The 24,909-nt window shown below is 40.9% G+C and carries 19 protein-coding genes; 16 read left to right on the forward strand and 3 right to left on the reverse strand.

The features are described from left to right. The 14 genes from AC3E8G_RS02175 (at position 1) to csm6 (AC3E8G_RS02240) (ending at position 18,478) form a co-directional block, all read left to right on the forward strand. A complete protein-coding gene (locus AC3E8G_RS02175; RefSeq protein ID WP_414286148.1) occupies positions 1 to 714 on the forward strand; it encodes an O-methyltransferase in 714 nt (237 codons plus the stop codon). A 77-nt stretch (positions 715 to 791) separates the two neighbouring features. Then, on the forward strand, positions 792 to 1,733 hold the full coding sequence (locus AC3E8G_RS02180; RefSeq protein ID WP_414286147.1) for a peptidylprolyl isomerase: 942 nt from the start codon (positions 792 to 794) through the stop codon (positions 1,731 to 1,733). A 153-nt stretch (positions 1,734 to 1,886) separates the two neighbouring features. Next, the gene (locus AC3E8G_RS02185) at positions 1,887 to 2,507 is read left to right on the forward strand and encodes an LURP-one-related/scramblase family protein (protein ID WP_414286146.1); all 621 of its coding nucleotides are present in this window, start codon (positions 1,887 to 1,889) and stop codon (positions 2,505 to 2,507) included. Between the two features lie 36 nt (positions 2,508 to 2,543). Continuing rightward, positions 2,544 to 5,162 (forward strand): alanine--tRNA ligase, encoded by a 2,619-nt coding sequence (gene alaS / locus AC3E8G_RS02190; RefSeq protein WP_414286145.1) that lies wholly within the window; start codon positions 2,544 to 2,546, stop codon positions 5,160 to 5,162. A 121-nt stretch (positions 5,163 to 5,283) separates the two neighbouring features. Next, a complete protein-coding gene (gene cas1 / locus AC3E8G_RS02195) occupies positions 5,284 to 6,291 on the forward strand; it encodes a CRISPR-associated endonuclease Cas1 (RefSeq protein WP_490676916.1) in 1,008 nt (335 codons plus the stop codon). After that, on the forward strand, positions 6,291 to 6,620 hold the full coding sequence (gene cas2 / locus AC3E8G_RS02200; protein ID WP_414286143.1) for a CRISPR-associated endonuclease Cas2: 330 nt from the start codon (positions 6,291 to 6,293) through the stop codon (positions 6,618 to 6,620). Before cas1 ends, cas2 begins: the two co-directional genes overlap by 1 nt. 3,410 nt (positions 6,621 to 10,030) lie before the next feature. Beyond that, the gene (cas6, locus tag AC3E8G_RS02205; protein ID WP_414286142.1) at positions 10,031 to 10,762 is read left to right on the forward strand and encodes a CRISPR-associated endoribonuclease Cas6; all 732 of its coding nucleotides are present in this window, start codon (positions 10,031 to 10,033) and stop codon (positions 10,760 to 10,762) included. Further along, entirely contained in the window at positions 10,743 to 12,986 is a 2,244-nt protein-coding gene (gene cas10 / locus AC3E8G_RS02210) for a type III-A CRISPR-associated protein Cas10/Csm1 (RefSeq protein ID WP_414286141.1), read from the forward strand. Before cas6 ends, cas10 begins: the two co-directional genes overlap by 20 nt. After that, positions 12,987 to 13,367, forward strand: a complete 381-nt coding sequence (gene csm2 / locus AC3E8G_RS02215) for a type III-A CRISPR-associated protein Csm2 (RefSeq protein ID WP_414286140.1) — start codon at positions 12,987 to 12,989, stop codon at positions 13,365 to 13,367. Beyond that, complete coding sequence (gene csm3, locus AC3E8G_RS02220; protein ID WP_414286139.1) at positions 13,367 to 14,029, forward strand: type III-A CRISPR-associated RAMP protein Csm3; 663 nt, start codon at positions 13,367 to 13,369, stop codon at positions 14,027 to 14,029. Before csm2 ends, csm3 begins: the two co-directional genes overlap by 1 nt. A gap of 1 nt (position 14,030) precedes the next feature. After that, positions 14,031 to 14,936 carry a type III-A CRISPR-associated RAMP protein Csm4 gene (gene csm4 / locus AC3E8G_RS02225; RefSeq protein WP_414286138.1) on the forward strand — a complete coding sequence of 302 codons (906 nt, stop codon included), beginning with the start codon at positions 14,031 to 14,033 and terminating at the stop codon, positions 14,934 to 14,936. After that, positions 14,933 to 16,015, forward strand: a complete 1,083-nt coding sequence (csm5, locus tag AC3E8G_RS02230) for a type III-A CRISPR-associated RAMP protein Csm5 (protein WP_414286137.1) — start codon at positions 14,933 to 14,935, stop codon at positions 16,013 to 16,015. The genes csm4 and csm5 overlap by 4 nt, the downstream gene beginning before the upstream one ends. Then, positions 16,012 to 17,172, forward strand: coding sequence for a type III-A CRISPR-associated CARF protein Csm6 (gene csm6, locus AC3E8G_RS02235; RefSeq protein ID WP_414286136.1), 1,161 nt, complete (start codon positions 16,012 to 16,014; stop codon positions 17,170 to 17,172). The genes csm5 and csm6 (AC3E8G_RS02235) overlap by 4 nt, the downstream gene beginning before the upstream one ends. A 16-nt stretch (positions 17,173 to 17,188) precedes the next feature. Then, the gene (gene csm6 / locus AC3E8G_RS02240) at positions 17,189 to 18,478 is read left to right on the forward strand and encodes a type III-A CRISPR-associated CARF protein Csm6 (RefSeq protein ID WP_490676917.1); all 1,290 of its coding nucleotides are present in this window, start codon (positions 17,189 to 17,191) and stop codon (positions 18,476 to 18,478) included. A gap of 113 nt (positions 18,479 to 18,591) precedes the next feature. Here the strand turns inward: csm6 (AC3E8G_RS02240) and nrdF are convergent, their stop codons facing one another. The 3 genes from nrdF to nrdH form a co-directional block, all read right to left on the reverse strand. Beyond that, the gene (gene nrdF, locus AC3E8G_RS02245; RefSeq protein ID WP_414286134.1) at positions 18,592 to 19,551 is read right to left on the reverse strand and encodes a class 1b ribonucleoside-diphosphate reductase subunit beta; all 960 of its coding nucleotides are present in this window, start codon (positions 19,549 to 19,551) and stop codon (positions 18,592 to 18,594) included. 123 nt (positions 19,552 to 19,674) lie between these two features. Continuing rightward, on the reverse strand, positions 19,675 to 21,834 hold the full coding sequence (gene nrdE / locus AC3E8G_RS02250; protein WP_414286133.1) for a class 1b ribonucleoside-diphosphate reductase subunit alpha: 2,160 nt from the start codon (positions 21,832 to 21,834) through the stop codon (positions 19,675 to 19,677). Between the two features lie 132 nt (positions 21,835 to 21,966). Further along, entirely contained in the window at positions 21,967 to 22,185 is a 219-nt protein-coding gene (gene nrdH, locus AC3E8G_RS02255) for a glutaredoxin-like protein NrdH (RefSeq protein WP_006596951.1), read from the reverse strand. Between the two features lie 431 nt (positions 22,186 to 22,616). Between nrdH and AC3E8G_RS02260 the strand changes: the two genes are divergently transcribed. Continuing rightward, positions 22,617 to 22,880, forward strand: a complete 264-nt coding sequence (locus tag AC3E8G_RS02260) for a phosphocarrier protein HPr (protein ID WP_006596636.1) — start codon at positions 22,617 to 22,619, stop codon at positions 22,878 to 22,880. Between the two features lie 2 nt (positions 22,881 to 22,882). Continuing rightward, on the forward strand, positions 22,883 to 24,616 hold the full coding sequence (gene ptsP / locus AC3E8G_RS02265) for a phosphoenolpyruvate--protein phosphotransferase (protein ID WP_490676918.1): 1,734 nt from the start codon (positions 22,883 to 22,885) through the stop codon (positions 24,614 to 24,616). Positions 24,617 to 24,909 lie beyond the last annotated feature (293 nt).

Genomic DNA, 24,909 nt, shown 5'->3' on the forward strand with positions numbered 1-24,909 from the left:
ATGGTAGAGTCTTACAGTAAAAATGCCAACCACAATATGCGTAGACCGGTTGTCAAGGAGGAAATTGTCTCCTTTATGCGGGAGCGCCAAGCGCCGGTAACGGATGCTTTAAAGGAGCTCGAAGAATTTGCTCGGCGGGAAAATATTCCTATCATCCCTCATGAAACGGTCGCTTTCTTTCGTCTCTTTTTGCAGACCATGCAGCCCAAGTCTATTTTAGAAATTGGGACAGCAATCGGCTTTTCGGCCCTCTTGATGGCGGAGCAAGTGCCGGATGCAAAGATTATGACCATTGATCGCAACGAGGAAATGATTGGTTTTGCCAAGGAAAACTTTGCTCGTTTTGACCAGCGCAAGCAAATCACCCTTTTAGAGGGTGATGCGGTGGACCTACTGGAGCATATTGAGCAACGCTTTGACTTGATTTTTATGGATTCGGCTAAGTCTAAGTACATCGTCTTTCTCCCAGAAGTTCTCAAACGGTTGGAAGTTGGAGGTGTAGTCATTTTGGACGATATCTTCCAAGGAGGAGATGTGGCGCGTGATATTATGGAAGTTCGTCGTGGACAACGCACCATCTATCGAGGTTTGCAACGTCTCTTTGATGCCACTTTGGACCATCCTGGCTTGACGGCCAGTCTGATTCCGCTCGGTGATGGCATTCTCATGATTCGTAAAAATCAGGAAGAGATTTCCTTGCCGACAGAAGAGTAGCTTTTAGACTTATTTAAGTTATCCTGTTGAATTTGTGGTAAAATAGTAGCAGTGAATTTTAGAATGGAGAAATAAACATGAAGAAAAAATTTGTAGCTGGAGCGGTGACCCTTTTATCCGTTGTAGCGCTAGCAGCTTGTGCAAAAAGTGGCAGTGACAAGGATATCGTCACAATGAAGGGGGATACCATCACTGTTGGTGATTTCTATGATGAAATCAAACACAACCAAGGTGCACAACAATACCTTTTCCAAATGACAATTAACAAAGTCTTTGAAAAAGAATATGGCTCAAAAGTCTCAGACAAAGATGTTGAGAAAAAAGTTGATGAGCAGAAGAAACAATTGGGTGAAGCCTTCAATAGCTACCTCACTCAACAAGGTTTGACAGAAGAAACCAACAAACAACAAATCCGTAGCAATCTTTTGTTAGAGTATGCGGTTGACCAAGCTATTTCAAAAGAATTGACAGACGAAGCTTATAAAAAAGCCTTTGAAACCTATACACCAGAAATCACTGCAAATGTGATTAAATTGGATTCAGAAGAAAAAGCGAATGAAGTTCTTGCAAGTGTAAAAGCTGAAGGTGCAGACTTTGCACAAATTGCCAAAGAAAATTCTACAGATGCTAGCACCAAAGACAAGGGTGGAGAAATCAAATTTGACTCTGGAACAACAACTGTTCCAACCCGTGTTAAGGAAGCAGCATCTAAGCTTGATGTAAATGGTATTTCTGATGTTGTCATTGTTCCTGCTAGTCAAAACAACGCTGGTGCCTACTATATCGTTAAAGTAACTAAGAAGGAAGAAAAAGGATCAGATTGGAAGAAATACGAAAAACGCTTGAAAGAAATTCTGACGGCAGAACGTAAAAATGATGCCAACTTTATCCGTAGCATCATTGCCAAAGCAATGTCTAATGCCAATATCAAGGTGAAAGATGATGCCTTCAAGGCAACCTTCAACCAATACATGCAAAATATTGGTGCAACAACAGAAGATAGCTCATCTTCTAAATAAGGATATTAGTTGACGAGCATTGTATTTATCTGTATAATGAGATAGTTGAGAATAAATCATTTAGAATCAGATTCAGAGAAGTGGCGGGGGTGCGAGCCATGGAAGAGGAATGATTTTGCTACTCAATGGAACAATTACATAATCGAATGAAGAATGACAAGTTCATTGAATGAAGGTGGTACCGCGGTTTTTCGCCCTTCGTTAGTGAGCTTGTCTTTTTTTCAGCATCTTCTACCGGAGATCCTTTCTAAAAAGAGAAAGGTCTTCCTATGGATTTGCAGGAGGAAACTGATGAAAACGTATCTGGTCAAACAAAAGTTTCGACTTGGAGGGGAACGCTTTGACATCAAAAATGATCTAGGTATGGTAGAATACCAGGTAGAAGGTTCATTTTTGAAGATTCCTAAAACCTTTACTGTATTTGATGTGGAAGGCCAGAAGGTCAGCCATATCACGAAGAAGCCTTTTAGCCTCTTACCCCAATTCACTGTAGAATTAGCGGATGGCTCCAGTTTTTTCATCCGTAAAAAACTAACTTTACTCCGTGATAAGTACGATATTTCTAATTTAGGACTACGTATCGAAGGCAATATCTGGGATTTGGATTTCAAGTTATTGGATGATCGCGACCAGCTGGTTGCAGAGATTAGCAAACAAGTCTTTACCTTGACGTCGACTTATCAAGTGTCCGTCTATGAAGAGGAATATGCTAATCTTGTGATTTCCTTGTGTCTTGCCATTGACTATGTAGAAATGATGGAGAATGGCTCCTAAGCCGATCAATAGAAAACAATAAATAGAGGAGAAAACATGAAACAATTATCTAGTGCACAAGTCCGCCAAATGTGGCTTGATTTCTGGGCGACCAAAGGTCACTCAGTAGAACCATCTGTTAGCTTAGTTCCAGTAAATGACCCAACCCTTTTGTGGATCAACTCAGGGGTTGCTACTCTTAAAAAATACTTTGATGGAACCATCATTCCTGAAAACCCACGGATTACCAATGCGCAAAAAGCCATTCGTACCAACGATATTGAAAACGTAGGGAAGACGGCGCGTCACCATACCATGTTTGAAATGTTGGGGAACTTCTCCATCGGGGATTACTTCCGTGATGAAGCCATTACCTGGGCTTATGAACTCTTGACAAGTCCTGAATGGTTTGACTTTCCTAAAGACAAACTTTACATGACCTACTATCCAGATGACACAGATTCATACAACCGCTGGATTGAAGTGGGCGTGGATCCAAGTCACTTGATTCCAATCGAGGACAACTTCTGGGAAATCGGTGCGGGACCTTCTGGACCAGATACAGAAATCTTCTTTGACCGTGGGGAAGCTTTTGACCCAGAAAATATCGGTATTCGCCTTCTCGCAGAAGATATCGAAAACGACCGTTACATCGAAATCTGGAACATCGTCTTGTCACAATTTAACGCAGACCCAGCTGTACCTCGTAGCGAATACAAGGAATTGCCACACAAGAATATTGATACGGGCGCTGGTTTGGAGCGTTTGGTAGCTGTTATCCAAGGTGCTAAGACCAACTTTGAAACAGACCTCTTCATGCCAATCATTCGCGAAGTTGAGAAGTTATCTGGTAAGGTCTACGACCAAGATGGCGACAACATGAGCTTTAAGGTCATCGCGGACCACATCCGTTCATTGTCATTTGCTATCGGTGATGGTGCCCTTCCTGGAAATGAAGGTCGTGGTTATGTCCTTCGTCGTCTCCTCCGTCGTGCCTCTATGCATGGTCAAAAATTGGGCATCAACGAGCCTTTCCTTTACAAACTGGTTCCAACTGTTGGAAAAATCATGGAAAGCTACTACCCAGAAGTGCTTGAAAAACGTGGCTTTATTGAAAAGATCGTCAAGAGCGAAGAAGAGTCATTTGCTCGTACCCTTCACTCAGGTCAACACTTTGCCCAAGGTATCGTAGCAGACTTGAAAGAAAAAGGCCAAACGGTTATTGCTGGTCAAGACGTCTTCAAACTTTATGATACATACGGATTCCCAGTAGAGTTGACAGAAGAAATCGCTGAAGAAGCTGGCATGACGGTCGATCGTGAAGGCTTTGAAGCGGCTATGAAGGAACAACAAGAACGTGCGCGTGCGTCAGCCGTCAAAGGCGGATCCATGGGTATGCAAAACGAAACCCTTCAAAACATTACTGTTGAGAGTGTCTTCAACTACAATGCCAGCCAATTACCTTCAAAATTAGTGGCTATCGTAGCGGACAATGCTGAAGTAGAAGCTGTTTCAGAAGGAACTGCATCACTGATTTTTGCAGAAACTCCATTCTACGCTGAAATGGGTGGACAGGTGGCTGACCACGGTCAAATCTTGGATGCTCAAGGAAACGTCGTAGCGACAGTAACAGATGTACAGAAAGCACCAAACGGACAACCACTTCATACTGTTGAAGTCCTTGCACCGCTTGCTTTGAACCAAGAATACACTTTGGTCATCGATAGCAATCGTCGTCACCGTGTCATGAAGAACCACACAGCCACTCACTTGCTCCATGCGGCCCTTCACAATATCCTTGGCCACCATGCTACTCAAGCAGGCTCACTCAACGAAGTCGAATTCCTCCGCTTTGACTTTACCCACTTCCAAGCAGTAACTCCAGAAGAATTGCGTGCTATTGAACAGCAAGTCAATGAGAAGATCTGGGAAGCCATTGCAGTGGAAACAGTTGAGACAGACATCGACACAGCTAAAGAAATGGGAGCTATGGCCCTCTTTGGTGAGAAATACGGTAAGGAAGTCCGCGTTGTGACTATCGGTGACTACTCAGTGGAACTCTGTGGTGGTACTCACGTTGGCAATACTTCTGAAATCGGTCTCTTCAAGATTGTTAAAGAAGAAGGGATTGGATCAGGAACTCGCCGTATCTTGGCAGTGACTGGTAAAGAAGCCTTTGAAGCCTATCGTGAACAAGAAGATGCTCTAAAAGCAGTCGCAGCAACTCTTAAAGCACCTCAACTAAAGGAAGTACCTCATAAGGTGGAAGGACTTCAAGAGCAACTCCGTCAATTGCAAAAAGAAAATGCTGAATTGAAGGAAAAAGCAGCAGCAGCGGCAGCAGGCGATGTCTTCAAACATGTTCAAGAAGCAAACGGACATCGTTATATTGCAAGTCAAGTTTCAGTTTCAGATGCAGGTGCCCTTCGTACCTTTGCGGATAACTGGAAACAAAAAGACTACTCTGATGTGCTTGTTCTTGTCGCAGCAATCGGTGAAAAGGTCAACCTTCTCGTAGCTAGCAAGACAAAAGATATCCACGCTGGTAACTTGGTTAAAGAATTGGCTCCAATCGTCGATGGACGTGGTGGTGGTAAACCAGACATGGCCATGGCAGGAGGAAGCAACCAAGCCAAGATCCAAGACTTGTTGGATGCAGTAGAAGCTAAATTGTAAGCAACAAGAGATCTACCTTCGGGTAGGTCTTTTTGTTTGTGCATATTTTTTATAAATGGCTTGACTATTTTTGAAAATGTGATAAACTAATATCCTTTGTCCATTGAGGAGGTGTCAGGACATGAGTGATTTATTCGTACAAAAGTCGGACTATGCTTTAGGTCTATCTGAACACAGAATTATCGTGAAAAATGGGAATCGTGAAATTGTCAGGGAGATTTCGATCCATCTGGTCGAGAATATCTTAGTTTTTGGACCGGCTCAACTCTCTACCCAACTCTTACGAGAGTTGGCGATGGCTAAAAAGAATGTCTATTATTTTACAAAAGATGGAAAATTCTTATTTTGTTTAGACTCCTATCGACAGGAGGATTTTGAAAAACAAAAGATTCAAGTTCAGGCTTGTTTCCAGCCGGCCTTCTGCTTGGCTCTTGCTCAGAAAATTGCGACGGCCAAGGTCAAGCACCAACTCACCTTACTGAAGGAATATGATCGAGAAGGACTACTGTCTAGCGAAGATTTCACTCGCTTTGAGCAAACGCTCGATAAGTTTGCTGGTGCAGAATCGATAACAGAAATTATGGGCTATGAAGGACGAATCGCAAAATCCTATTTTTACTATCTGAGTCTCCTTGTTCCAGACTCGTTTCGTTTTCATGGTCGGACTAGGAGGCCTGCCAAGGATTGTTTTAATAGTCTACTCAATTTCGGCTATTCTTTCTTGTATTCTTGTTTCTTAGGACTCATTCGTAAGAATGGCTTGAGCTTCGGCTTTGGTATCCTGCACCAAAACCACCATCATCATGCTAGTCTTGCCAGTGATTTGATGGAGGAGTGGCGCCCCATCATCGTGGATAATACAGTGATGGATCTGCTCCTCCATGGAGAGCTAGGAAAGGAGCATTTTGAAAAAGAGGAAGATGGTGCGGTCCTCTTAACAGATGAGGGACGTGAAATCTTTATCCGAGCAATGAGGGAAAGAATGCTGGAAATCCATCCATATGTAGAAGGGGATGGCAAACGCTACTGTTTTTTCTATACTGCTGATCAGCAAATCAAAAGCTTGATCAGATCGTTTGAGGAGCTAGCTCCTCACTCTTATCGAACATGTGATACAGGAGATAACTAATGGGATTATTCTATCATTTATCAGCAGATGAGAAAGAGTTCGCTAAGAAAAAGTCTCTCTTTTGCTTGATTATCTACGATATCACCTGCAATAAACGGAGATTGAAATTGGCTAAACTGCTAGAGGGCTTTGGTGTTCGAGTGCAACGGTCTTGTTTTGAGGTGGATTTAGAGGTCTCTAGTTATCAGCTCTTGCTCAGTGCTCTTCAAGATTTTTATGATGCCAAGCAAGAGTATAATATTATCATCTATGTCGGTAGTCGGGAAGAAACCATTCGGTTGAACGAGGATGAGGGTTCGGTAGAACGGGAAGATTGTTTGTTCTTCTAGCTGAAAGCTCTAGTAAAATATGGTATACTTAGGTTAGTTTCTAGGTAGGAAATATCTTGTGTGTTGATTCCCTTTTGGGATACAAGATATGGGGTAGGAAACCACCCATACCTCGAGAGGGGACGGCGTTGCGTTAACAGTAACTTTTCCACCAGAGATAACACCGTTGGAATCCACCCAAGCCTCGAGAGGGGCCGGAAACCGTTGAATGCTTTTGCAAACGTAGCTGCCTTCGCATTGGTAGGAAACTACCGAAGCCTCGAGAGGGGCCGGAAACTATGCTTTTTTGTCAGCATTGTAAGTGTCAAGAGTGGTAGGAAACAACCCAAGCCTCGAGAGGGGCCGGAAACGTCACGATATCATAACCAGACATATACACATCAACTGAAGAAAACTACCCCAGCCTCGAGAGGGGACGGAAACAATGAGCTAAAGCCTTCTTTTTTCAATTCCTCTCGAACGTAGGACCCGATCCAACCCTCGAGAGGGGCCGGAAACCCTTGTTTTACAAGATTATCGATATGACGCTCTTGTAGGAACCCACCCATACCTCGCGAGGGGCCGGAAACCTCGAATCACCTCGCCATTCTTAAAATCTACAGCCGTAGGAAATCACCTATACCTCGCGAGGGGCCGGAAACCAATTTTTTCAAAAAGTTCCATTTTGTTTACCACCGTAGGAACCCACACATACCTCGATAGGGGCCGGAAACAATGAAACTAAACTCATTTTTCTCCTTCTTTCCGACTAAGTAGGAACCTACCCAAGCCTCGAGAGGGGACGGAAACATGTATAGGTGCTATTCTTCGATAGTGTACAGATAGGTAGGAAACCACCCAAGCCTCGAGAGGGGACGGAAACTCTTCGTGATAAACGCTTTCAAGATATTCAGCAATGTAGGAAACCACCCAAGCCTCGAGAGGGGACGGAAACAATCTCCGATTTTGTTCTGCAGCATCTTGCTTCAAGTAGGAACCCACCCATACCTCGAGAGGGGCCGGAAACCCCACCCCGGGCAATTTTTGATAAATCGATTTCTAGAGTAGGAACCCACCCATACCTCGAGAGGGGACGGAAACCAGGAGATACTTCGATACTTAAATTTAATTTTACTTTTGTAGGAAACTCCCCAAGCCTCGCGAGGGGACGGAAACCTTCTCACGTCACGTTGTAACATGCTATCTGAATTGATAGTAGGAAACCATCCAATCCTCGAGAGGGGACGGAAACGCCTTGAATGCAGGAGCTTTGCTCGCCTTGATCGTGTAGGAACCCACCCATACCTCGAGAGGGGCCGGAAACGTAATAATTTGCATTTTTAAATACCTTCTTTCTTTGCGTACGAAACTCCCCAATCCTCGAGAGGGGACGGAAACTCAATACCAACGATGTTGTTAAAAACTTGTTTTTGTTCGCAGGAAACAACCCAAGCCTCGAGAGGGGCCGGAAACTTCATAGTTCCCTTCTTTCTATTTTTTCTCCAAGATGCGTGTAGGAAACTATCCAAGCCTCGCGAGGGGCCGGAAACGATTTAATTTCTTGCTCATAGCCTTCTTGCATTTCAAGTAGGAAACCCCCATACCTCGAGAGGGGCCGGAAACATGAAATCCGTTGGGCGTGATCCGTCTTCTTCTTGTAGGAAACAACCCAAGCCTCGAGAGGGGCCGGAAACTTTTTTCTCGCATAATGGCTGCGTCAAGTGATCCCCACTTGTAGGAAACCACCCATACCTTGACAGGGGCCGGAAACCATTTTGTCTACCTCCTATGATTTTGATATCTTTGGTAGGAAACAACCCAAGCCTCGAGAGGGGACGGAAACAACTAAACCAATTTTTTCATGATAAGTCTGAGAACTGAAGGTAGGAAACCACCCATACCTCGAGAGGGGACGAAAACATGAAAAGCTCTTTCTTCTTTAATTCATGAGATTCACGGTAGGACCCTACCCAAGCCTCGAGGGGGGACGGAAACGGATTGTATGGGTTGTCGAACGTTGTTAGCATAGCAGTAGGAACCCACCCAAACCTCGCGAGGGGCCGGAAACATTTCAACCTGTGCCTGTGTTACTTGTAATTGTAGAAACCCACCCATACCTCGCGAGGGGCCGGAAACCATTTCTTCCCGAAGTTCCATTTTAATTGTTTCGGTAGGAACCCACCCAAGCTTCGAGAGGGGGCGGAAACTCTATTTTTCCGTATTAGGTACTTCGCTCGGAGTCGAGTAGGAAACTATCCAATCCTCGAGAGGGGCCGGAAACAATTCTGCGATAGTCTAATCGCCAACTTCAGTAGCGTAGGAAACTCCCCAAGCCTTGGGAGGGGCCGGAAACCCGTTCGCTTTAAACGGTACGATTTGGATGAGTTCGAAGGAAACTACCCAATCCTCGCGAGGGGCCGGAAACATCCTTAGCAATATTCTTTAAAGCTTCTTTTATAAGTAGGACCCCACCCAACCCTCGAGAGAGGTCGGAAATGGTTTGGGCTCTGGTTTGGGCTCTGGCTTAGACAAAGAAGTAACTTCACTAATCATAAAAAAGTGCAGGGAAAGATTTGTGGAATAGAATTCTATTCTGTTGTTTGTGTAATAAACTCCAATATTTCAAGAAGGACGGAAACCTTTCGCATTTTCAAGGGCTTCTAGAACCTCTTCTGAATTAGGACCCCACCCAACCCTCGAGAGGGGCCGGAAACTGAGCGGTCATACGACCTACTAGTGTTACGATGTTCATATGTGGTAACCCACCCAACCCTCGAGAGGGGCCGGAAACCCAATGATTTTACCAGTAACGATTTCTTTATCTTTACTTAGGCCTCCACCCAAGCCTCGCGAGGGGCCGGAAACTTCAATCAACTCTTGTTTATTCATGTTTCCACCCTGTAGGAAACTACCCATACCTCGATAGGGGCCGGAAACCCTTCTGCACTTGTTTCGTTTGCCATATTTTTTCCTGTAGGAACCTTCCCCAGCCTCGTAGGGGCCGGAAACTAGATAAGACGATCGTGTTCCATATTCGCTCATTTCAAAGGTAGAAAACCACCTAACCTTCGATAAGGGCCGGAAACGCAAGAAGTGGTTAGCAATAACTGCTTCAATCGCTTTTGTAGGACCCCACCCAACCCTCGATAGGGGCCGGAAATGATTCCTGAGTTCCTGTTTAAGGAAGCTTAACCATTTTTATAAAGATACCTGTCTTCCTCGAGAGAGGACAAAAACTAGAAAAACTGTTGACAACGCTTACAAAAGATGTTAATATTTAGTTATATTAAGGGCGCCCCAAATGAGGTGAAAAGTACTTTTCAACTTTTGGGGTTTTTTCGTACATAAAGTGTTTGGATAAGAGAGACAAGGGATTTTTAGAAGCTTCTTTCGCTAAGAGCTTTGAGAAAAAAGAACCATAAAGGAGGCATATGAAACGCATCATTATTTCATTTCAGCGAATCGACCAATCGCCAATCGACCTATCTGCTAAATTGCATGGATTCTTGATGGAAAAATTAGATCCAGACTATGTGGCTTGGTTACATGAGCAGGAGACCAATCCATACTCTATGAAGGTCACTCATCAAAGAGAGCAGACGCTCTGGACACTTCATCTCCTAACAGATGAGGCCATAAAGCAGATTTTGCCTTTTGTATTGGAGCTCCAAAGAGTGGAACTACATGGGCTACCGGTCTTTGGAGTTCAGTCTATAACCATGCAAGATCTCAGTTCGGAGCAGCTCTTTGCTATTTTTAATGAACACCAAGATCGATCGCTCTTCACCATCCATTTTCAAACTCCAACAGGCTTTCGCTCTCAGGGAGAGTATGTCCTCTTTCCCACTATGCGTCTCATCTATCAAAGTTTGATGATGAAGTATGTCCGACTGGTCGAGAATCGTCCGGATATTGAAGAGGAAACTTTGGATTACTTAGTGGAACATAGTCGAATCACTAGCTATCGACTAGAGTCTAGCTATTTTAAGGTCCATGGCAAAAAGATACCAGCCTTTAAAGGGAAGTTGACCTTTAAGATTACAGGTCCAAATACCTTAAAAGCCTACGCCAATATGCTCCTGAAATTTGGGGAATACTCAGGCCTCGGCATGAAAACAAGTTTAGGGATGGGAGGTTTAGAACTTGAAGAAAGAAAAGATTGATTTAGTTTACGGATCGCTTTTGCACGCTGTCGGCAAGGTGATCCAACGTTCAACTGATGATGAAAGAGACTTCGGAACCATTGGAGCTGAATGGTTTAGGCGTTTTTCGGATAATGAAAAAATAGCCCAGCAGATAGCTCAGGCGACTTCTAGTGATGTGACGACGGATTTAGCTCCTGATAGTTTGGTCTATATTACGTCAGCTGCTGCAAAGATTGCTTCTGGTCTAAAAGGGGCAGCAGAGACTCAGGAAGGAAAAGAAGATTTCCTAACCAAACAATCGGATATCTTCAATGTATTTTCAGATATCCCTAGTCAGCGTTATCTTGATGCGCGGCCATTAGAGCTTGCTGGAGAGGCAAACTTTGCTAGGGAATCGGACGAGTCGTCTAGTCCATCAGACTATCCTTTGTTAGTGGAGATATTGGAGAAAGAGTTTGAGCGGTTTGACTTTAGTCAATCGCAGATAGATTCTCTATTAAATCTCTTTGAATCTACTCTTTCCTATGTCCCTGCTTCGACTAAGATGAAGGAATTATCGGATATTTCCCTAGCAACCTATAGCCGTTTGACAGCCGGCTTTGCTCTTGCTATAGCAGATTATTTAGCGGAAAAGAACTATCTAGACTATGAGAAGGTCCTGGTGCAGGATATAGAGAACTTTTATGATCAGAAAGCTTTTTTGTTAGCCAGTTTTGACCTATCAGGGATTCAGGACTTTATCTACAATATCGCAACAGCTGGGGCAGCCAAGCAATTAAAAGCCCGTTCCTTGTATCTAGATTTTATGGGGGAACATATAGCCGATAGTTTACTGGAGAAGTTAGAGCTGACAAGAGCTAATCTCCTTTACGTCGGTGGTGGGCATGCCTACTTTATCCTTCCGAATACCGAAAAAACTAGAGAAACCTTGGCTAGCTTTGAAGCAGAATTCAATCGGTTTTTGGTCAAACATTTCCAGACGGGCTTGTATGTCGCCTTTGGTTGGAGTCCATTTTCTGCCAATGATATGACCACTACACTGGCCAACTATCGAAAAGTCTATCAAACCACCAGTCGCATGATCTCCCAAAAGAAAATTTCTCGCTATGATGCCAAAACTCTCCTTGAACTCAACCAAGGAGGAAAAAGTTCTCAGAGAGAATGTGCTATTTGCCACTCAGTCGAAAAGCTTACCAAGTATAAAGACCAAGAGGTCTGTCATATCTGTGCTGGTATGTATCGCTTTTCCAAGGAGATACAAGAGCAGTATTATCTTGTGACAAAAGAAAAAGGCCTCCCGATTGGACCAGGAGCCTATATTAGAGGTGTTTCAAAAGATGAGCTTGCTCAAGAGGAGTGGACTCGTGTATATGTCAAGAATAGCTATAGTACAGATATCCTAAAAGCAACCCATGTCTTTGTAGGAGATTACAAATATGCTGAGATTGATCAATATGCCAACTTATCTAAAGATAGTGAGTCTGGTCAAGGGATCAAGCGTCTAGCCGTTCTTCGTCTTGATGTGGATGATCTAGGGGCAGCCTTTATGGCTGGATTCTCTTATCAAGATGGTGGCAAGTATAATACTCTGGCTCGCTCAGCTACCTTCTCTAGAATTATGAGTCTCTTCTTTAAGGTCTATATCAACCAGTTTGCCAAAGAGAAAAAACTTTCGATCATCTATGCTGGTGGGGATGACGTATTTGCGATTGGTTCCTGGCAGGATGTTATTGAATTTACCGTTTGTCTCCGACAAAACTTTATCAAGTGGACAAATGGCAAATTAACCCTATCAGCAGGAATCGGCCTCTTTCCAGATAAAACTCCAGTTAGCCTCATGGCTGAAGAAACTGGTGATTTAGAGGGGGCTGCTAAGGACAACGATAAAGATAGTATTTCCCTTTTTGACAAATCCTATACCTTGAAGTTTGATCAGTTTATCGAGAATGTCTATAGAGGGAAACTTGAACAGATTCGTTATTACTTTAATAGTCAAGATGAGCGTGGAAAGAGCTTTGTTTACAAACTGATGGAGCTCCTTCGCAATTACGATCGGATGAATATTGCTCGTTTAGCTTATTATTTAACTCGATTGGAAGACCATACATCTAAAGACAAAAAAGAAGAGTTTAGAACCTTCAAAGATTTATTCTTTTCTTGGTATACAGGTAGCGAATCTGAACGTAAAGAAGCAGAGTTGGCTTTACTTCTCTATGTTTATGAGATTAGAAAGGATTCATAGATGGCAATTTTAACAGATGATAATTACGTAGATAAGGCAGAGAATGTTATTAAATCATTGAGTCGAAACACTAGAGACTCTAGGAACCCTGAAGCATTCTTTTTGACAACTAGCAAAATTAGAAACCTACTAAGCTTGACGAGTACCCTCTTTGATGAAAGCAAGGTTAGAGAGTATAAGGATTTGGCTGACAAAATTGCTTATTTGAGAGTGCAGTTTGTTTATCAATCGGGCCGAGAAATAGCGGTTAAAGACTTGGTGAAAAAGTCTGAAATTCTAGATATTCTAAAAGAAATCAACAATAAGGAAAGTCTCCAACGTTTTTGTCGCTATATGGAAGCACTAGTAGCCTATTTCAAGTTTTATGGAGGAAAAGATTAATGGCATTTGCAAAAATTAAAGTAACAGCACAAATTCGTCTAGAGACAGGACTTCATATTGGAACAAGCAACGCTTTTGCGGCGATTGGTGCTACAGACTCACCTGTGATTAAAGATCCAATTACGAACTTACCCATTATTCCAGGGTCAAGTTTAAAGGGGAAGATGCGCAGTCTTCTTTCAAAAGTTCATAATGAACGACTGGCTAAGAAACCAGGAGAAGATGGAGAAATTTTAAGTCGCCTCTTTGGGAACAGTTCAGATGATCGCTATAAAATGGGACGACTCATTTTCAGAGATGCCTTCTTTGTTAACAAGGATGAGCTAGATGCATTGGGTGTCAAGAGTTATACAGAAGTTAAATTTGAAAACACTATTGACCGTATCACTGCTGAAGCAAATCCAAGACAAATTGAACGTGCCATCCGAGACAGTGTCTTTGGATTTGAGCTGATCTATGAGGTGACAGACAAGAGTCAAGCTCAAGTAGAAGAAGACTTTAAAGTGATTCTTGATGGATTAAAACTGTTGGAACTTGATTATTTAGGTGGTTCAGGCTCTCGTGGATATGGTAAAGTTGTTTTTGAGGATCTTAAAGCAAATACAGTTTTCGGAAACTATGATGTTAGTAGATTGAATGAACTTTTAACTACGGAGGTCTAGTATGACCTATAAGATGTATATTATGAACTTCCATACTGCTCACTTTGGAGCGGGAACGCTCGATAGTTCAAAAATGACATTTTCGGCAGACCGCTTATTTTCTGCCTTAGCTATTGAGGCGAAAAAAATGGGGAAAATGGAGGAATTCGTGTCAATGGCGGGTCAAGATGAATTTGCTTTGACTGATGCCTTTCCTTATCTGTCAGGTCCATTTTTACCTAAGCCGATAGGATTTCCAAAGTTTGAACAGCCAGACTTAACAACGGATGTCAAGGAAGTAAGACGTCAAGCAAAAATGGCAAAGAAACTTCAGTTTATCCCTTTGGATAATTTTGATTCTTATGTAAATGGAACGCTTTTTAAAGATGAAGAACACGTAGTAACAAATATTGTCACAAAAAATCAACCTCATGTGGATGGGGCTCTTTATCAAGTTTCTACTGTTAGATTTAGAGATGACTCTTCACTTTATGTGATTGCAAACGAGTCTGAGCTCTTGAATGAACTCATGACAAGCTTGCAGTATACAGGAATTGGTGGGAAGCGTTCCAGTGGCTATGGACAATTTGATTTGACTATATTAGATTTACCAGATGGCTTCAAAAATCGTCTTACCAAGGTCCATCAAGGACCTGTCATGACTTTGACAACTTCACTACCGGTTGAACATGATCTTAAAAATACAATGGAAGCTAGTTCTTATTTACTAAGTAAATCAAGTGGTTTTGCTTTTAGTACAGAAACCAATGAAAATTACCGTAAGCAGGATTTATATAAGTTTGCTTCTGGCTCTACTTTCTCTGAAACCTTTACAGGACAGATTGTGGATGTAAGACCTCTTGATTTCCCACATGAAGTATTAAATTATGCTAAACCACTATTTTTCAAGATGGAGGGAGAAAGATGAAAACAGAATATAGAACTTTTCAATTCAGCCTTCTTTCTATGGCTCCTATCCATATTGGCAGTGGTGATAAGTACACTTCTCGTGAATTTATATATGAAAATGGGTACTTTTATTTCCCTGATATGGGTAAGTTTTATAATCGAATGGTGGAGAAAGGATATGATCAGAAGTTTGAGCGCTTCTTACAAGAGAGAAAGCCAAGAGCAAGTAATAATCGTTTGATTTCCTTTTTACTGGATAACCGTATTTCTGACCGTGATTTTGGTGGTTATAGGATTAAAGAGACAGGTTTGGAAACTGAAGAGAATGATAATGATTCCAAATTAGGTGCTATTAATGAAGTAGTAAAGTTTATGAGAGACCCGTTTGGGACTCCATATATTCCTGGAAGTTCATTAAAGGGTGCTATTCGAACTATTCTAATGAATACAAATCCTGACTGGAACAATAAAAAGGTGGTTGATACTCGTGGTAAACGTCCTAAGGAAAATAAAAATATGATTTCCTGGGGAGCTAAGAAGGGTAAAGAATTCAATGACTTATTTAATGCCATTCGTGTTAGTGATAGCAAACCATTTAGTAATGAGAGTCTTATTTTAGTTCAAAAATGGGACTGCTCAGCTAAATCGCTAAAAGTAAAACCTTTACCTCTATACCGAGAAGCTATTGCTCCTTTGACTAAAGTAGAGTTTACAATTACCACAACGACAGCAGAAGCGGCAACTTTAATTGAAAAACTTGAAGATAAGGCACTAGAGTTTTATAAGGGTTATAAAAACTTTTTCCTAAAAGATTTTCCGGAAGATAAGATCCAAGATAATATTGACTATCCTATATACTTGGGTGCTGGTAGTGGAGCTTGGACAAAAACAATTTTTAAACAAGCAAATGGAATCATACAAGACCGCCACAAGAAACCGGTCCAAACTAAGATGAAGGGTAAAGGTGTGTTAAAGCTTACAAAAGCCCCTATCCTAAAGCAAGATGACTCTGTTCAGCCTTCCAAATTAATAAAAAATGATGAATCCTTCTATGAAATGGGCAAGGCAAACTTTATGATTAAGGAGATTACTAAATGAAGGTTTTGATTTCAGCAGTGGGGAATACGGATCCAATCCGGAATTTTCACGATGGAGCCTTAGTTCATATTGCGAGGAAATACCGTCCGGATAAGATTATTATTGTTTTTTCTGAGGAACTGATTCGTAAGAAAGATGATATTGAGAAAGTAATTCGTTCTATTGATAGTCAATACGTCCCAGAGATTGTATACCATGAGCCAATCATTTTAAACAATGAAGTACATATTTTTGATACCATGTTTGATCAATTTGATGCTATTATACAAAAGTATTACACAAAAGAAGACGAATTTATTCTTAATCTTTCAAGTGGAACTCCTCAAATAAAATCAGCTTTGTTTGTTCTTAATAGACTAAGTGAAATCAATGTCAAGGCAGTACAAGTTCCAAGTCCTGAAAAAAAATCGAACGCTGGAGTTGGGCATGATGATTCAGAAGATATTGATACACTAATTGATACAAATATAGATAATAAGCGGGACTTTGTCGATCGAACTATTGAAGATACTTCAGATAAATTTAAGCAAGGCTTAATGAAAAAAACTTTACGTGATTTTATTAAGAAATATGATTATAAAGCCAGTTTAGAGCTAGCAAATCAATTGCCTGACTTCCCTGGTTTGAAAGAATGTCGCAAGAAGTTACAAGATATTGTGGATTCATTAGATAGGCAAGCTGTACCTCAACTCCTTCAAAAGAAAAAATGGAGTGAAGAACAGAAAAAAGTATTAAATGCCTATTTGACTATTGATTTACAAAAAGAACGTGGTAATTTTAGTGAAGGCCTGATTAGAATTAAAAACCTTACAGAGTTTATCTTAGAAGACTATATCGAAAATTGTTATCCAGGATTTCTGGATAATTACGTGAATGAATCGGAGAAATATTACCTTGGAATTTGGGATTATCGTAAGATATTAAAAGAAAAGAATGAGTGGAATCAATACAAAAAAATCAAATCGGTTATTAGCATGAATTCAACTCGAAATACTGTAGCTCACAAATTGGATCCATTAGATTCTGAGGAATTAAAACAGTTAGGTCCTGTTCTAAAAACCTTAAAAGGGCTAATCAAGGAACAGTATCAACTCACTGAGAAGGATTTTAATTTTTACAAGGATGTTAATAAGGAATTATTAGAATTACTGAAATAATGAGAGGTAGAATATCTTGGAAATTTTAATTTCAGCAGTTGGAACGACAGATCCGATAAGCAATAATCGAGATGCAGCTTTATTACATATTGCTCGAACTTACAGACCCGAACAGATTGTTTTGGTTTATAGTGAGGAAATGTTAGTAAAAAAAGATCTTGTTGAGAAAGCATTATATTCAATAGAGGGGTATCATCCTAAAGTGGTTATTGAACCAATCATATTAAAAAATGATGAAGTCTATCTATTTGATAAAATGTATGAAGTGATGGGACAGATTATCGAAAAATATTCTGGGACAGATGATCAATTGATCTTAAATCTATCTTCAGGAACACCTCAAATTATTTCGGCTTTATTTGCCTTAAATCGAATTAATGATTACAATACGCAAGCCATACAGGTTGCAACTCCAAACAAATCAGCAAATAGAAAGTATGAACCACTTTCAAGTGAAGACGAACAAAGGTTATTTGATGACAATAAGGATAGCCAAAAAGATTACGAAAATCGCACAATCAAGGATGAAGCCGAGAAGTTCAGTCATTCATTGTTAAAACGTCATTTGCGAAGTTTACTGGCATCTTATGATTACCAAGCTGCTGAAAAAATTATCAATCAAAAGCAGTATCATGCTTTACTGCCCAAAAAAGACTTATCTCGGTTACGAAATCTACTAAATGATTTTGTAAAAGTCTTTAAAAATCAAGGTCTACTTTCAGAAATTCAGAACTACCCCCTTTCAGATATTAAAAAGAAGGCTCTCAATTACTTTTTAATGATTGAAGTTCTGAAAGAAAGAGGACAAGTAGCAGATGTTTTAATTAAGTCCAAATCATTTGTTGAATTTATCCTTGAAGAAAAAATCAAGGAGGAGCACCCTGGTTTAATCAAATTTGAAGGGAGCCTGCCGAAATTAAATGAAGAATACGAAGATTTTGAAAATCTTCTACTTTATTTAGATTCTGAATTTAAACAAATGAGAGATTTGAAAGAAGTCGAGGAAATTATTTATCCTTATCAGTCTACTTTAAATCTATTGTCCTACACGAATATCTTAAGCTATTATCAAGCGTCTCCAGATTTATTGAAGTCACTATCAGTGATTACGAATTTAAATGGAGAGCGAAATAAGGTGGCTCATGGATTGTCAGAAATTGATAGTCGATTAATAAGTCGGAAAAAAATGAATGAAGTAATTGCAGCATTACGCAATATTTTGCAGGATAGTTTTGAGATTGATAATAGATATTTTAATTATTACCAAGAAAAAAACGAAGAAATGCTCACATTGCTTCGAAAATAATAAATATCAGAATTACTTGCTAGGTGTGATTTTTACGATCCTCACAAGCTCTAAGCTATCATTTCCCAAAAATGATCAACAAAAAAACCTTTCCATTTGGAAAGGTTTTTGTCTTATAGGCCGTAGTTATAATCGTCATCCTGCATGGCTTCAACTTCACCGAGGAGGTAACCATTTCCGACTTGTGAGAAGAAGTCGTGGTTGGATGTTCCGGTTGAGATTCCGTTCATGACGATTGGGTTGACATCATCTGCTGAGTCAGGGAAGAGCGGATCTTGACCCAAGTTCATAAGGGCTTTATTGGCGTTGTAGCGAAGGAAGGTCTTGACTTCCTCTGTCCAGCCTACACCGTCATAGAGGCTCTCTGTGTAGCCTTCTTCATTTTCATAGAGGGTGTAGAGCAGGTCGTACATCCATTCTTTGAGTTTTTCTTGTTCGTCTTCTGGTAACTCGTTAAATCCAAGTTGGAATTTGTAGCCGATATAGGTTCCGTGAACAGATTCGTCCCGAATGATCAACTTGATAATCTCAGCTACGTTGGCCAACTTGTTGTTTCCAAGATAGTAGAGTGGTGTGAAGAAACCAGAGTAGAAGAGGAAGGTTTCAAGGAAGACGCTGGCTACCTTCTTTTCAAGGGGAGTCCCATTGAGGTAGATTTCATTGATGATTTCTGCCTTCTTCTGAAGGAAAGGATTGGTATTGGTCCATTCGAAAATCTCTTCGATTTCTGACTTGGTATTCAAGGTAGAAAAGATAGAAGAGTAAGACTTAGCGTGGACAGATTCCATAAATTGGATGTTGTTAAAGACAGCTTCTTCGTGGGGAGTGCGAATATCTGCACGAAGAGCTTGCACACCAGTTTCGGACTGCATGGTATCCAAGAGTGTCAATCCACCAAAGACTTTACCAACCAAGTCTTTTTCTTTGTGAGATAATTTTCTCCAGTCATCCAAGTCGTTTGACAAAGGAATACGTGTATCCAACCAAAATTGTTCGGTTAGCTTTTCCCAAGTAGATTTATCGATGACATCCTCGATGGCATTCCAGTTAATGGCTTTGTAGTAAGTTTCCATTTGAAATCTCTTTCTTTTTCTAATTCATTCGATCATACAATCATTATTATTCTATCACAATTGTTAGAATATCGCACAAAAAGTCGGCGAACCGACTTTTTGGTAGCAATGGATCAGAGTGTCTTAGATGACACAGCTTTCACATTGGTTTGCGCCAACTTCTCCACCATCATCGGTAAAGGTACGGACGTAGTAGATAGACTTGATACCTTTGTTAAAGGCATAGTTGCGAAGGATAGACAAGTCACGAGTGGTTTGTTTGTTTTCAGATTTCCATTCGTAAAGGCCTTTTGGAATGTCACTGCGCATGAAGAGAGTGAGTGAAAGTCCTTGGTCTACATGCTCAGTTGCGGCAGCATAGACATCGATGACTTTGCGCATATCCATGTCGTAGGCAGAAGTGTAGTAAGGAATGGTATCTGTTGACAATCCAGCCGCAGGGTAGTAGATCTTCCCGATTTTCTTTTCTTGGCGTTCTTCAATCCGTTGTGTGATTGGGTGGATAGAAGCAGATACGTCATTGATGTAGCTGATAGATCCATTTGGTGCAACAGCCAAGCGGTTTTGGTGGTAAAGACCATCTGCTTTGACCTTATCACGAAGTTCAGCCCAGTCTTCTGCACTAGGAATAAAGATATCTTTAAAGAGTTCTTTGACGCGATCAGATTTTGGTACAAATTCTCCGGTTGTGTACTTATCAAAGTAGCTACCGTTGGCGTAGTCTGATTTTTCAAAGTTGTGGAAGGTAATACCCCGTTCACGCGCGATGTTGTTTGATTCTACGAGAGTCCAGTAGTTCATGAGCATGAAGTAGATGCTAGTGAACTCGACAGACTCAGGTGATCCATACTCGATCAATTGTTGGGCAAGGTAGCTATGTAGTCCCATAGCACCAAGACCAAAGGTATGCGCTTGGCTATTTCCGTGGTCGATAGTAGGAACAGCGACGATATGAGAACTATCGGTAACGAAGGTCAAGGCACGAACCATGGCACGAATGGAACGTCCAAAATCAGGTGAAGTCATCATGTTGACTACGTTGGTTGAACCAAGGTTACAGGAGACATCAGTCCCCATTTTAATGAATTCTTGGGCATCGTTGATCAAGCTTGGCTCTTGAACCTGGAGGATCTCTGAACACAAGTTACTCATGATGATCTTTCCATCGACTGGGTTTGCCCGGTTAGCAGTATCGATGTTGACTACATAAGGGTAACCAGATTCTTGTTGCAATTTAGAAATTTCAGTTTCCAAATCACGGGCCTTAATTTTTGTCTTGCGGATATTTGGATTAGCAACCAACTCATCGTATTTTTCAGTGATGTCGATGTAGTTGAATGGCACTCCATATTCACGCTCTACAGAGTAAGGGCTGAAGAGATACATTTCTTCATTCTTACGAGCCAACTCGTAGAACTTGTCTGGCACGACGACCCCAAGTGAAAGAGTCTTAACCCGAACTTTTTCATCGGCGTTTTCTTTCTTAGTAGAAAGGAAGGCAATGATGTCTGGGTGGAAGACGTTAAGGTACACAACCCCAGCCCCTTGGCGTTGTCCCAATTGGTTCGAGTAAGAGAAGCTATCTTCAAACAGTTTCATAACAGGTACGACCCCAGAAGCAGCTCCTTCATAGCCCTTGATCGGTGCTCCAGCTTCACGAAGGTTGCTGAGGGAGATTCCAACCCCACCACCGATACGTGAAAGTTGAAGAGCTGAGTTGATAGAGCGCCCGATCGCATTCATGTCATCGGTTACTTGGATCAAGAAACAGGAGACCAATTCTCCACGACGGGCACGTCCAGCATTCAAGAAAGAAGGAGTAGCTGGTTGGTAGCGTTGGTGGATGATTTCGTTTGCGATATCTTTGGCAATGTCTTCATTTCCATCCGCGAAATAGAGGGCATTGAAGAAGACGCGGTCTTCCATGCTTTCGAGATAGTATTCTCCATCATTTGTTTTCAGAGCGTACTGGTTATAGAATTTATAGGCAGCCATGAAGGACTTGAATTGGAAGTTTTGATCTTTGATAAATTGGGCCAATTCTTCCAAAAATTCAGGACGGTACTTCTGAATGAAGGCTGTTTCGATATAGTTGTGTTCAATAAGGTAGTTGATTTTATCCGTTATTGAATCAAAGGCCATGGTATTTGGCACAACATTTTCTTTGAAGAAAGCATCCAAGGCTTCTTTATCTTTATGAAGCATGATTTGACCGTTAACTGGACGGTTGATTTCATTATTAAGACGGAAGTAGGTTACGTCTTCAAGTGATTTTAATCCCATAATGTTCCTTTTTCTAATTCAAAAACAAAGGGGAGGCAAGCTCCCCTGTACAAGTAAAAGGGCCAGGGGAACACCGTAGTCGAGAACTACAGTAATCCATTCCCTAGACCAATCAGATCCTGTTTGATAATGTTAAGATAATTTCTTGAGCTTAGCTGGTTGGAAGCCAGAGAAGACTTCATCTGCTGTTTGGATAACTGGCGCAGCATTGAAACCAAGGTTCTTCACATGGTCCACAAACTCAGGTTGCTCATCTAGATTAATTTCACGGTATTCAACGTGATTGGTATCTAAAAAACGTTTGGTCATTTTACATTGAACGCAATTATTTTTTGAATAAATTGTCACCATAATGTGATCTAACTCCTCTAAATTCATAAATCTGTATCTAGTATAAACAAAAGGTTTTTTCTTGTCAAGAGTTTTAACTAAATATTGTGCACATAAATAAACTATTCCGAATGATACCACAACATGTAGTATTGTAAGAATTAGTGAAAATTAAGGAAAACGTGATAAAATATAGGTTTTTTAAGTCAAAGTAATTTAGTCGTTTTTCCTAAAATTCTATATACTGTGTCTATGAAACCAATTCTACTTATTTAAATAGAAGAAAGTAACAAAAGCAGATCAAAAGAAGAGAAAAATGAGTGCTTCTTGTAAGTATTTTCAGTAAGTGTGTGATAAAAATCTTGAAAAATAATGAAGAAGATGATATAATAGCAAATTGTAAGGGTTATCACAGATAACTCAAAAACTAATTTTAAAAGGAGAGTCAAACTATGGCTTCTAAAGATTTCCACATCGTGGCAGAAACAGGTATCCACGCACGTCCAGCAACTTTGTTGGTTCAAACTGCTAGCAAATTTGCTTCAGATATTACTCTTGAATACAAAGGTAAATCAGTTAACTTGAAATCAATCATGGGTGTTATGAGCCTTGGTGTTGGTCAAGGAGCTGACGTTGTAATCTCAGCTGAAGGTGCTGACGCTGATGATGCTCTTGCAGCAATCGCTGAAACAATGGAAAAAGAAGGATTGGCATAAACATGACAGAAATGCTTAAAGGAATTGCAGCATCTGATGGTGTTGCTGTTGCTAAGGCATATCTACTTGTTCAACCCGACTTGTCATTTGAAACAATCTCAGTTGAAGATACAAATGCAGAAGAAGCTCGTTTGGATGTAGCTCTAGAAGCTTCACAGAACGAGCTTTCTCTTATTCGGGAGAATGCAGTAGCGAGCCTTGGTGAGGAAGCGGCACAAGTATTTGATGCTCACATGATGGTTCTTTCTGACCCTGAAATGGTTGGTCAGATCAAGGAAACAATTCGCACGAAGAAGGTGAATGCTGAGGCTGGTTTAAAAGAAGTCACAGACATGTTTATCACCATCTTTGAAGGAATGGAAGATAACCCATACATGCAAGAACGTGCAGCAGATATTCGCGACGTGACCAAACGTGTTCTTGCAAACTTGCTTGGTAAGAAATTGCCAAACCCAGCAACTATCAATGAAGAAGCAATCGTGGTTGCGCATGACTTGACTCCATCCGATACTGCTCAATTGAACAAACAGTTCGTTAAAGCCTTTGTTACAAACATTGGTGGACGTACAAGTCACTCAGCGATCATGGCGCGTACACTTGAAATTGCAGCGGTTCTTGGTACAAACAACATTACCGATCTTGTAAAAGATGGTGATGTGTTGGCTGTATCTGGAATCACTGGTGAAGTAGTCATCAACCCAAGTGAAGAACAAATCGCTGAATTTAAAGCAGCTGGTGAAGCTTACGCTAAACAAAAAGCTGAATGGGCTCTTTTGAAAGATGCCAAAACTGTTACTGCAGATGGCAAACACTTCGAGTTGGCAGCTAACATCGGTACACCTAAAGACGTTGAAGGTGTGAACGAAAATGGTGCTGAAGCTGTTGGTCTCTACCGTACAGAATTCTTGTACATGGATTCTCAAGACTTCCCAACTGAAGATGATCAATACGAAGCATACAAAGCAGTTCTTGAAGGTATGAACGGTAAACCTGTTGTCGTTCGTACAATGGATATCGGTGGGGATAAAGAACTTCCTTACTTCGATCTTCCTAAAGAAATGAACCCATTCTTGGGTTACCGTGCTTTGCGTATCTCTATCTCTGAAACTGGTAACCAAATGTTCCGTACACAATTGCGTGCTTTGCTTCGTGCATCTGTTCACGGTAAATTGCGGATCATGTTCCCAATGGTTGCTTTGTTGACAGAGTTCCGTACTGCTAAAGGTATTCTGGAAGAAGAAAAAGCGAAATTGGTTGCTGAAGGTGTTGCCGTTGCTGACGACATCGAAGTAGGGATCATGATTGAAATCCCAGCTGCAGCGATGTTGGCTGACCAATTTGCCAAAGAAGTTGATTTCTTCTCAATTGGTACAAACGACTTAATCCAATACACAATGGCTGCTGACCGTATGAACGAACAAGTTTCATACCTTTACCAACCATATAACCCATCGATCCTTCGTTTGATTAACAATGTGATCAAAGCAGCTCACGCTGAAGGTAAATGGGCTGGTATGTGTGGTGAGATGGCTGGTGACCAAACTGCTGTTCCACTTCTTGTCGGAATGGGCTTGGATGAGTTCTCAATGTCAGCTACATCTGTCCTTCGTACACGTAGCTTGATGAAGAAACTTGACACAGCTAAAATGGAAGAATACGCTAATCGTGCGCTTACTGAATGTTCAACAATGGAAGAAGTGCTTGAACTTTCAAAAGAATATGTGAACGTAGACTAATTGATGCAAAAATCTGATAAAAGTTATCACCTTGGAAGAGGCGGTAGCTTTTTTATTTTACCCCTCTATTTGTATCTTTAAATGAAGTAGCTGAACAAAAATGGTGTAGGTGTCGCTATATCAAAACAAAAAATCTAAATTTTCTAAAAATTTTCGGAAATAGCTTTAATTACGATTATTTTTATAGTATAATGTTAGAAAGATAGTTTGAAAGGTGAACAATTCTGAATCTATTTTAGGAAATTTCAGGGAGATAATGGAAGTTTCAAATTATTTTCATAAATTTTCATCGT

The organism is Streptococcus sp. SCPM-O-B-15294 (M123) (genome assembly GCF_058200455.1).

Coding starts and splice junctions, on each gene's coding strand:
- AC3E8G_RS02175 (WP_414286148.1), top strand. CDS start 1: ATGGTAGAGTCTTACAGTAAAAATGCCAACCACAATATGCGTAGACCG.
- AC3E8G_RS02180 (WP_414286147.1), top strand. CDS start 792: ATGAAGAAAAAATTTGTAGCTGGAGCGGTGACCCTTTTATCCGTTGTA.
- AC3E8G_RS02185 (WP_414286146.1), top strand. CDS start 1,887: ATGACAAGTTCATTGAATGAAGGTGGTACCGCGGTTTTTCGCCCTTCG.
- alaS (WP_414286145.1), top strand. CDS start 2,544: ATGAAACAATTATCTAGTGCACAAGTCCGCCAAATGTGGCTTGATTTC.
- cas1 (WP_490676916.1), top strand. CDS start 5,284: ATGAGTGATTTATTCGTACAAAAGTCGGACTATGCTTTAGGTCTATCT.
- cas2 (WP_414286143.1), top strand. CDS start 6,291: ATGGGATTATTCTATCATTTATCAGCAGATGAGAAAGAGTTCGCTAAG.
- cas6 (WP_414286142.1), top strand. CDS start 10,031: ATGAAACGCATCATTATTTCATTTCAGCGAATCGACCAATCGCCAATC.
- csm2 (WP_414286140.1), top strand. CDS start 12,987: ATGGCAATTTTAACAGATGATAATTACGTAGATAAGGCAGAGAATGTT.
- csm3 (WP_414286139.1), top strand. CDS start 13,367: ATGGCATTTGCAAAAATTAAAGTAACAGCACAAATTCGTCTAGAGACA.
- csm4 (WP_414286138.1), top strand. CDS start 14,031: ATGACCTATAAGATGTATATTATGAACTTCCATACTGCTCACTTTGGA.
- csm5 (WP_414286137.1), top strand. CDS start 14,933: ATGAAAACAGAATATAGAACTTTTCAATTCAGCCTTCTTTCTATGGCT.
- csm6 (WP_414286136.1), top strand. CDS start 16,012: ATGAAGGTTTTGATTTCAGCAGTGGGGAATACGGATCCAATCCGGAAT.
- nrdF (WP_414286134.1), bottom strand. CDS start 19,551: ATGGAAACTTACTACAAAGCCATTAACTGGAATGCCATCGAGGATGTC.
- nrdE (WP_414286133.1), bottom strand. CDS start 21,834: ATGGGATTAAAATCACTTGAAGACGTAACCTACTTCCGTCTTAATAAT.
- nrdH (WP_006596951.1), bottom strand. CDS start 22,185: ATGGTGACAATTTATTCAAAAAATAATTGCGTTCAATGTAAAATGACC.
- AC3E8G_RS02260 (WP_006596636.1), top strand. CDS start 22,617: ATGGCTTCTAAAGATTTCCACATCGTGGCAGAAACAGGTATCCACGCA.
- ptsP (WP_490676918.1), top strand. CDS start 22,883: ATGACAGAAATGCTTAAAGGAATTGCAGCATCTGATGGTGTTGCTGTT.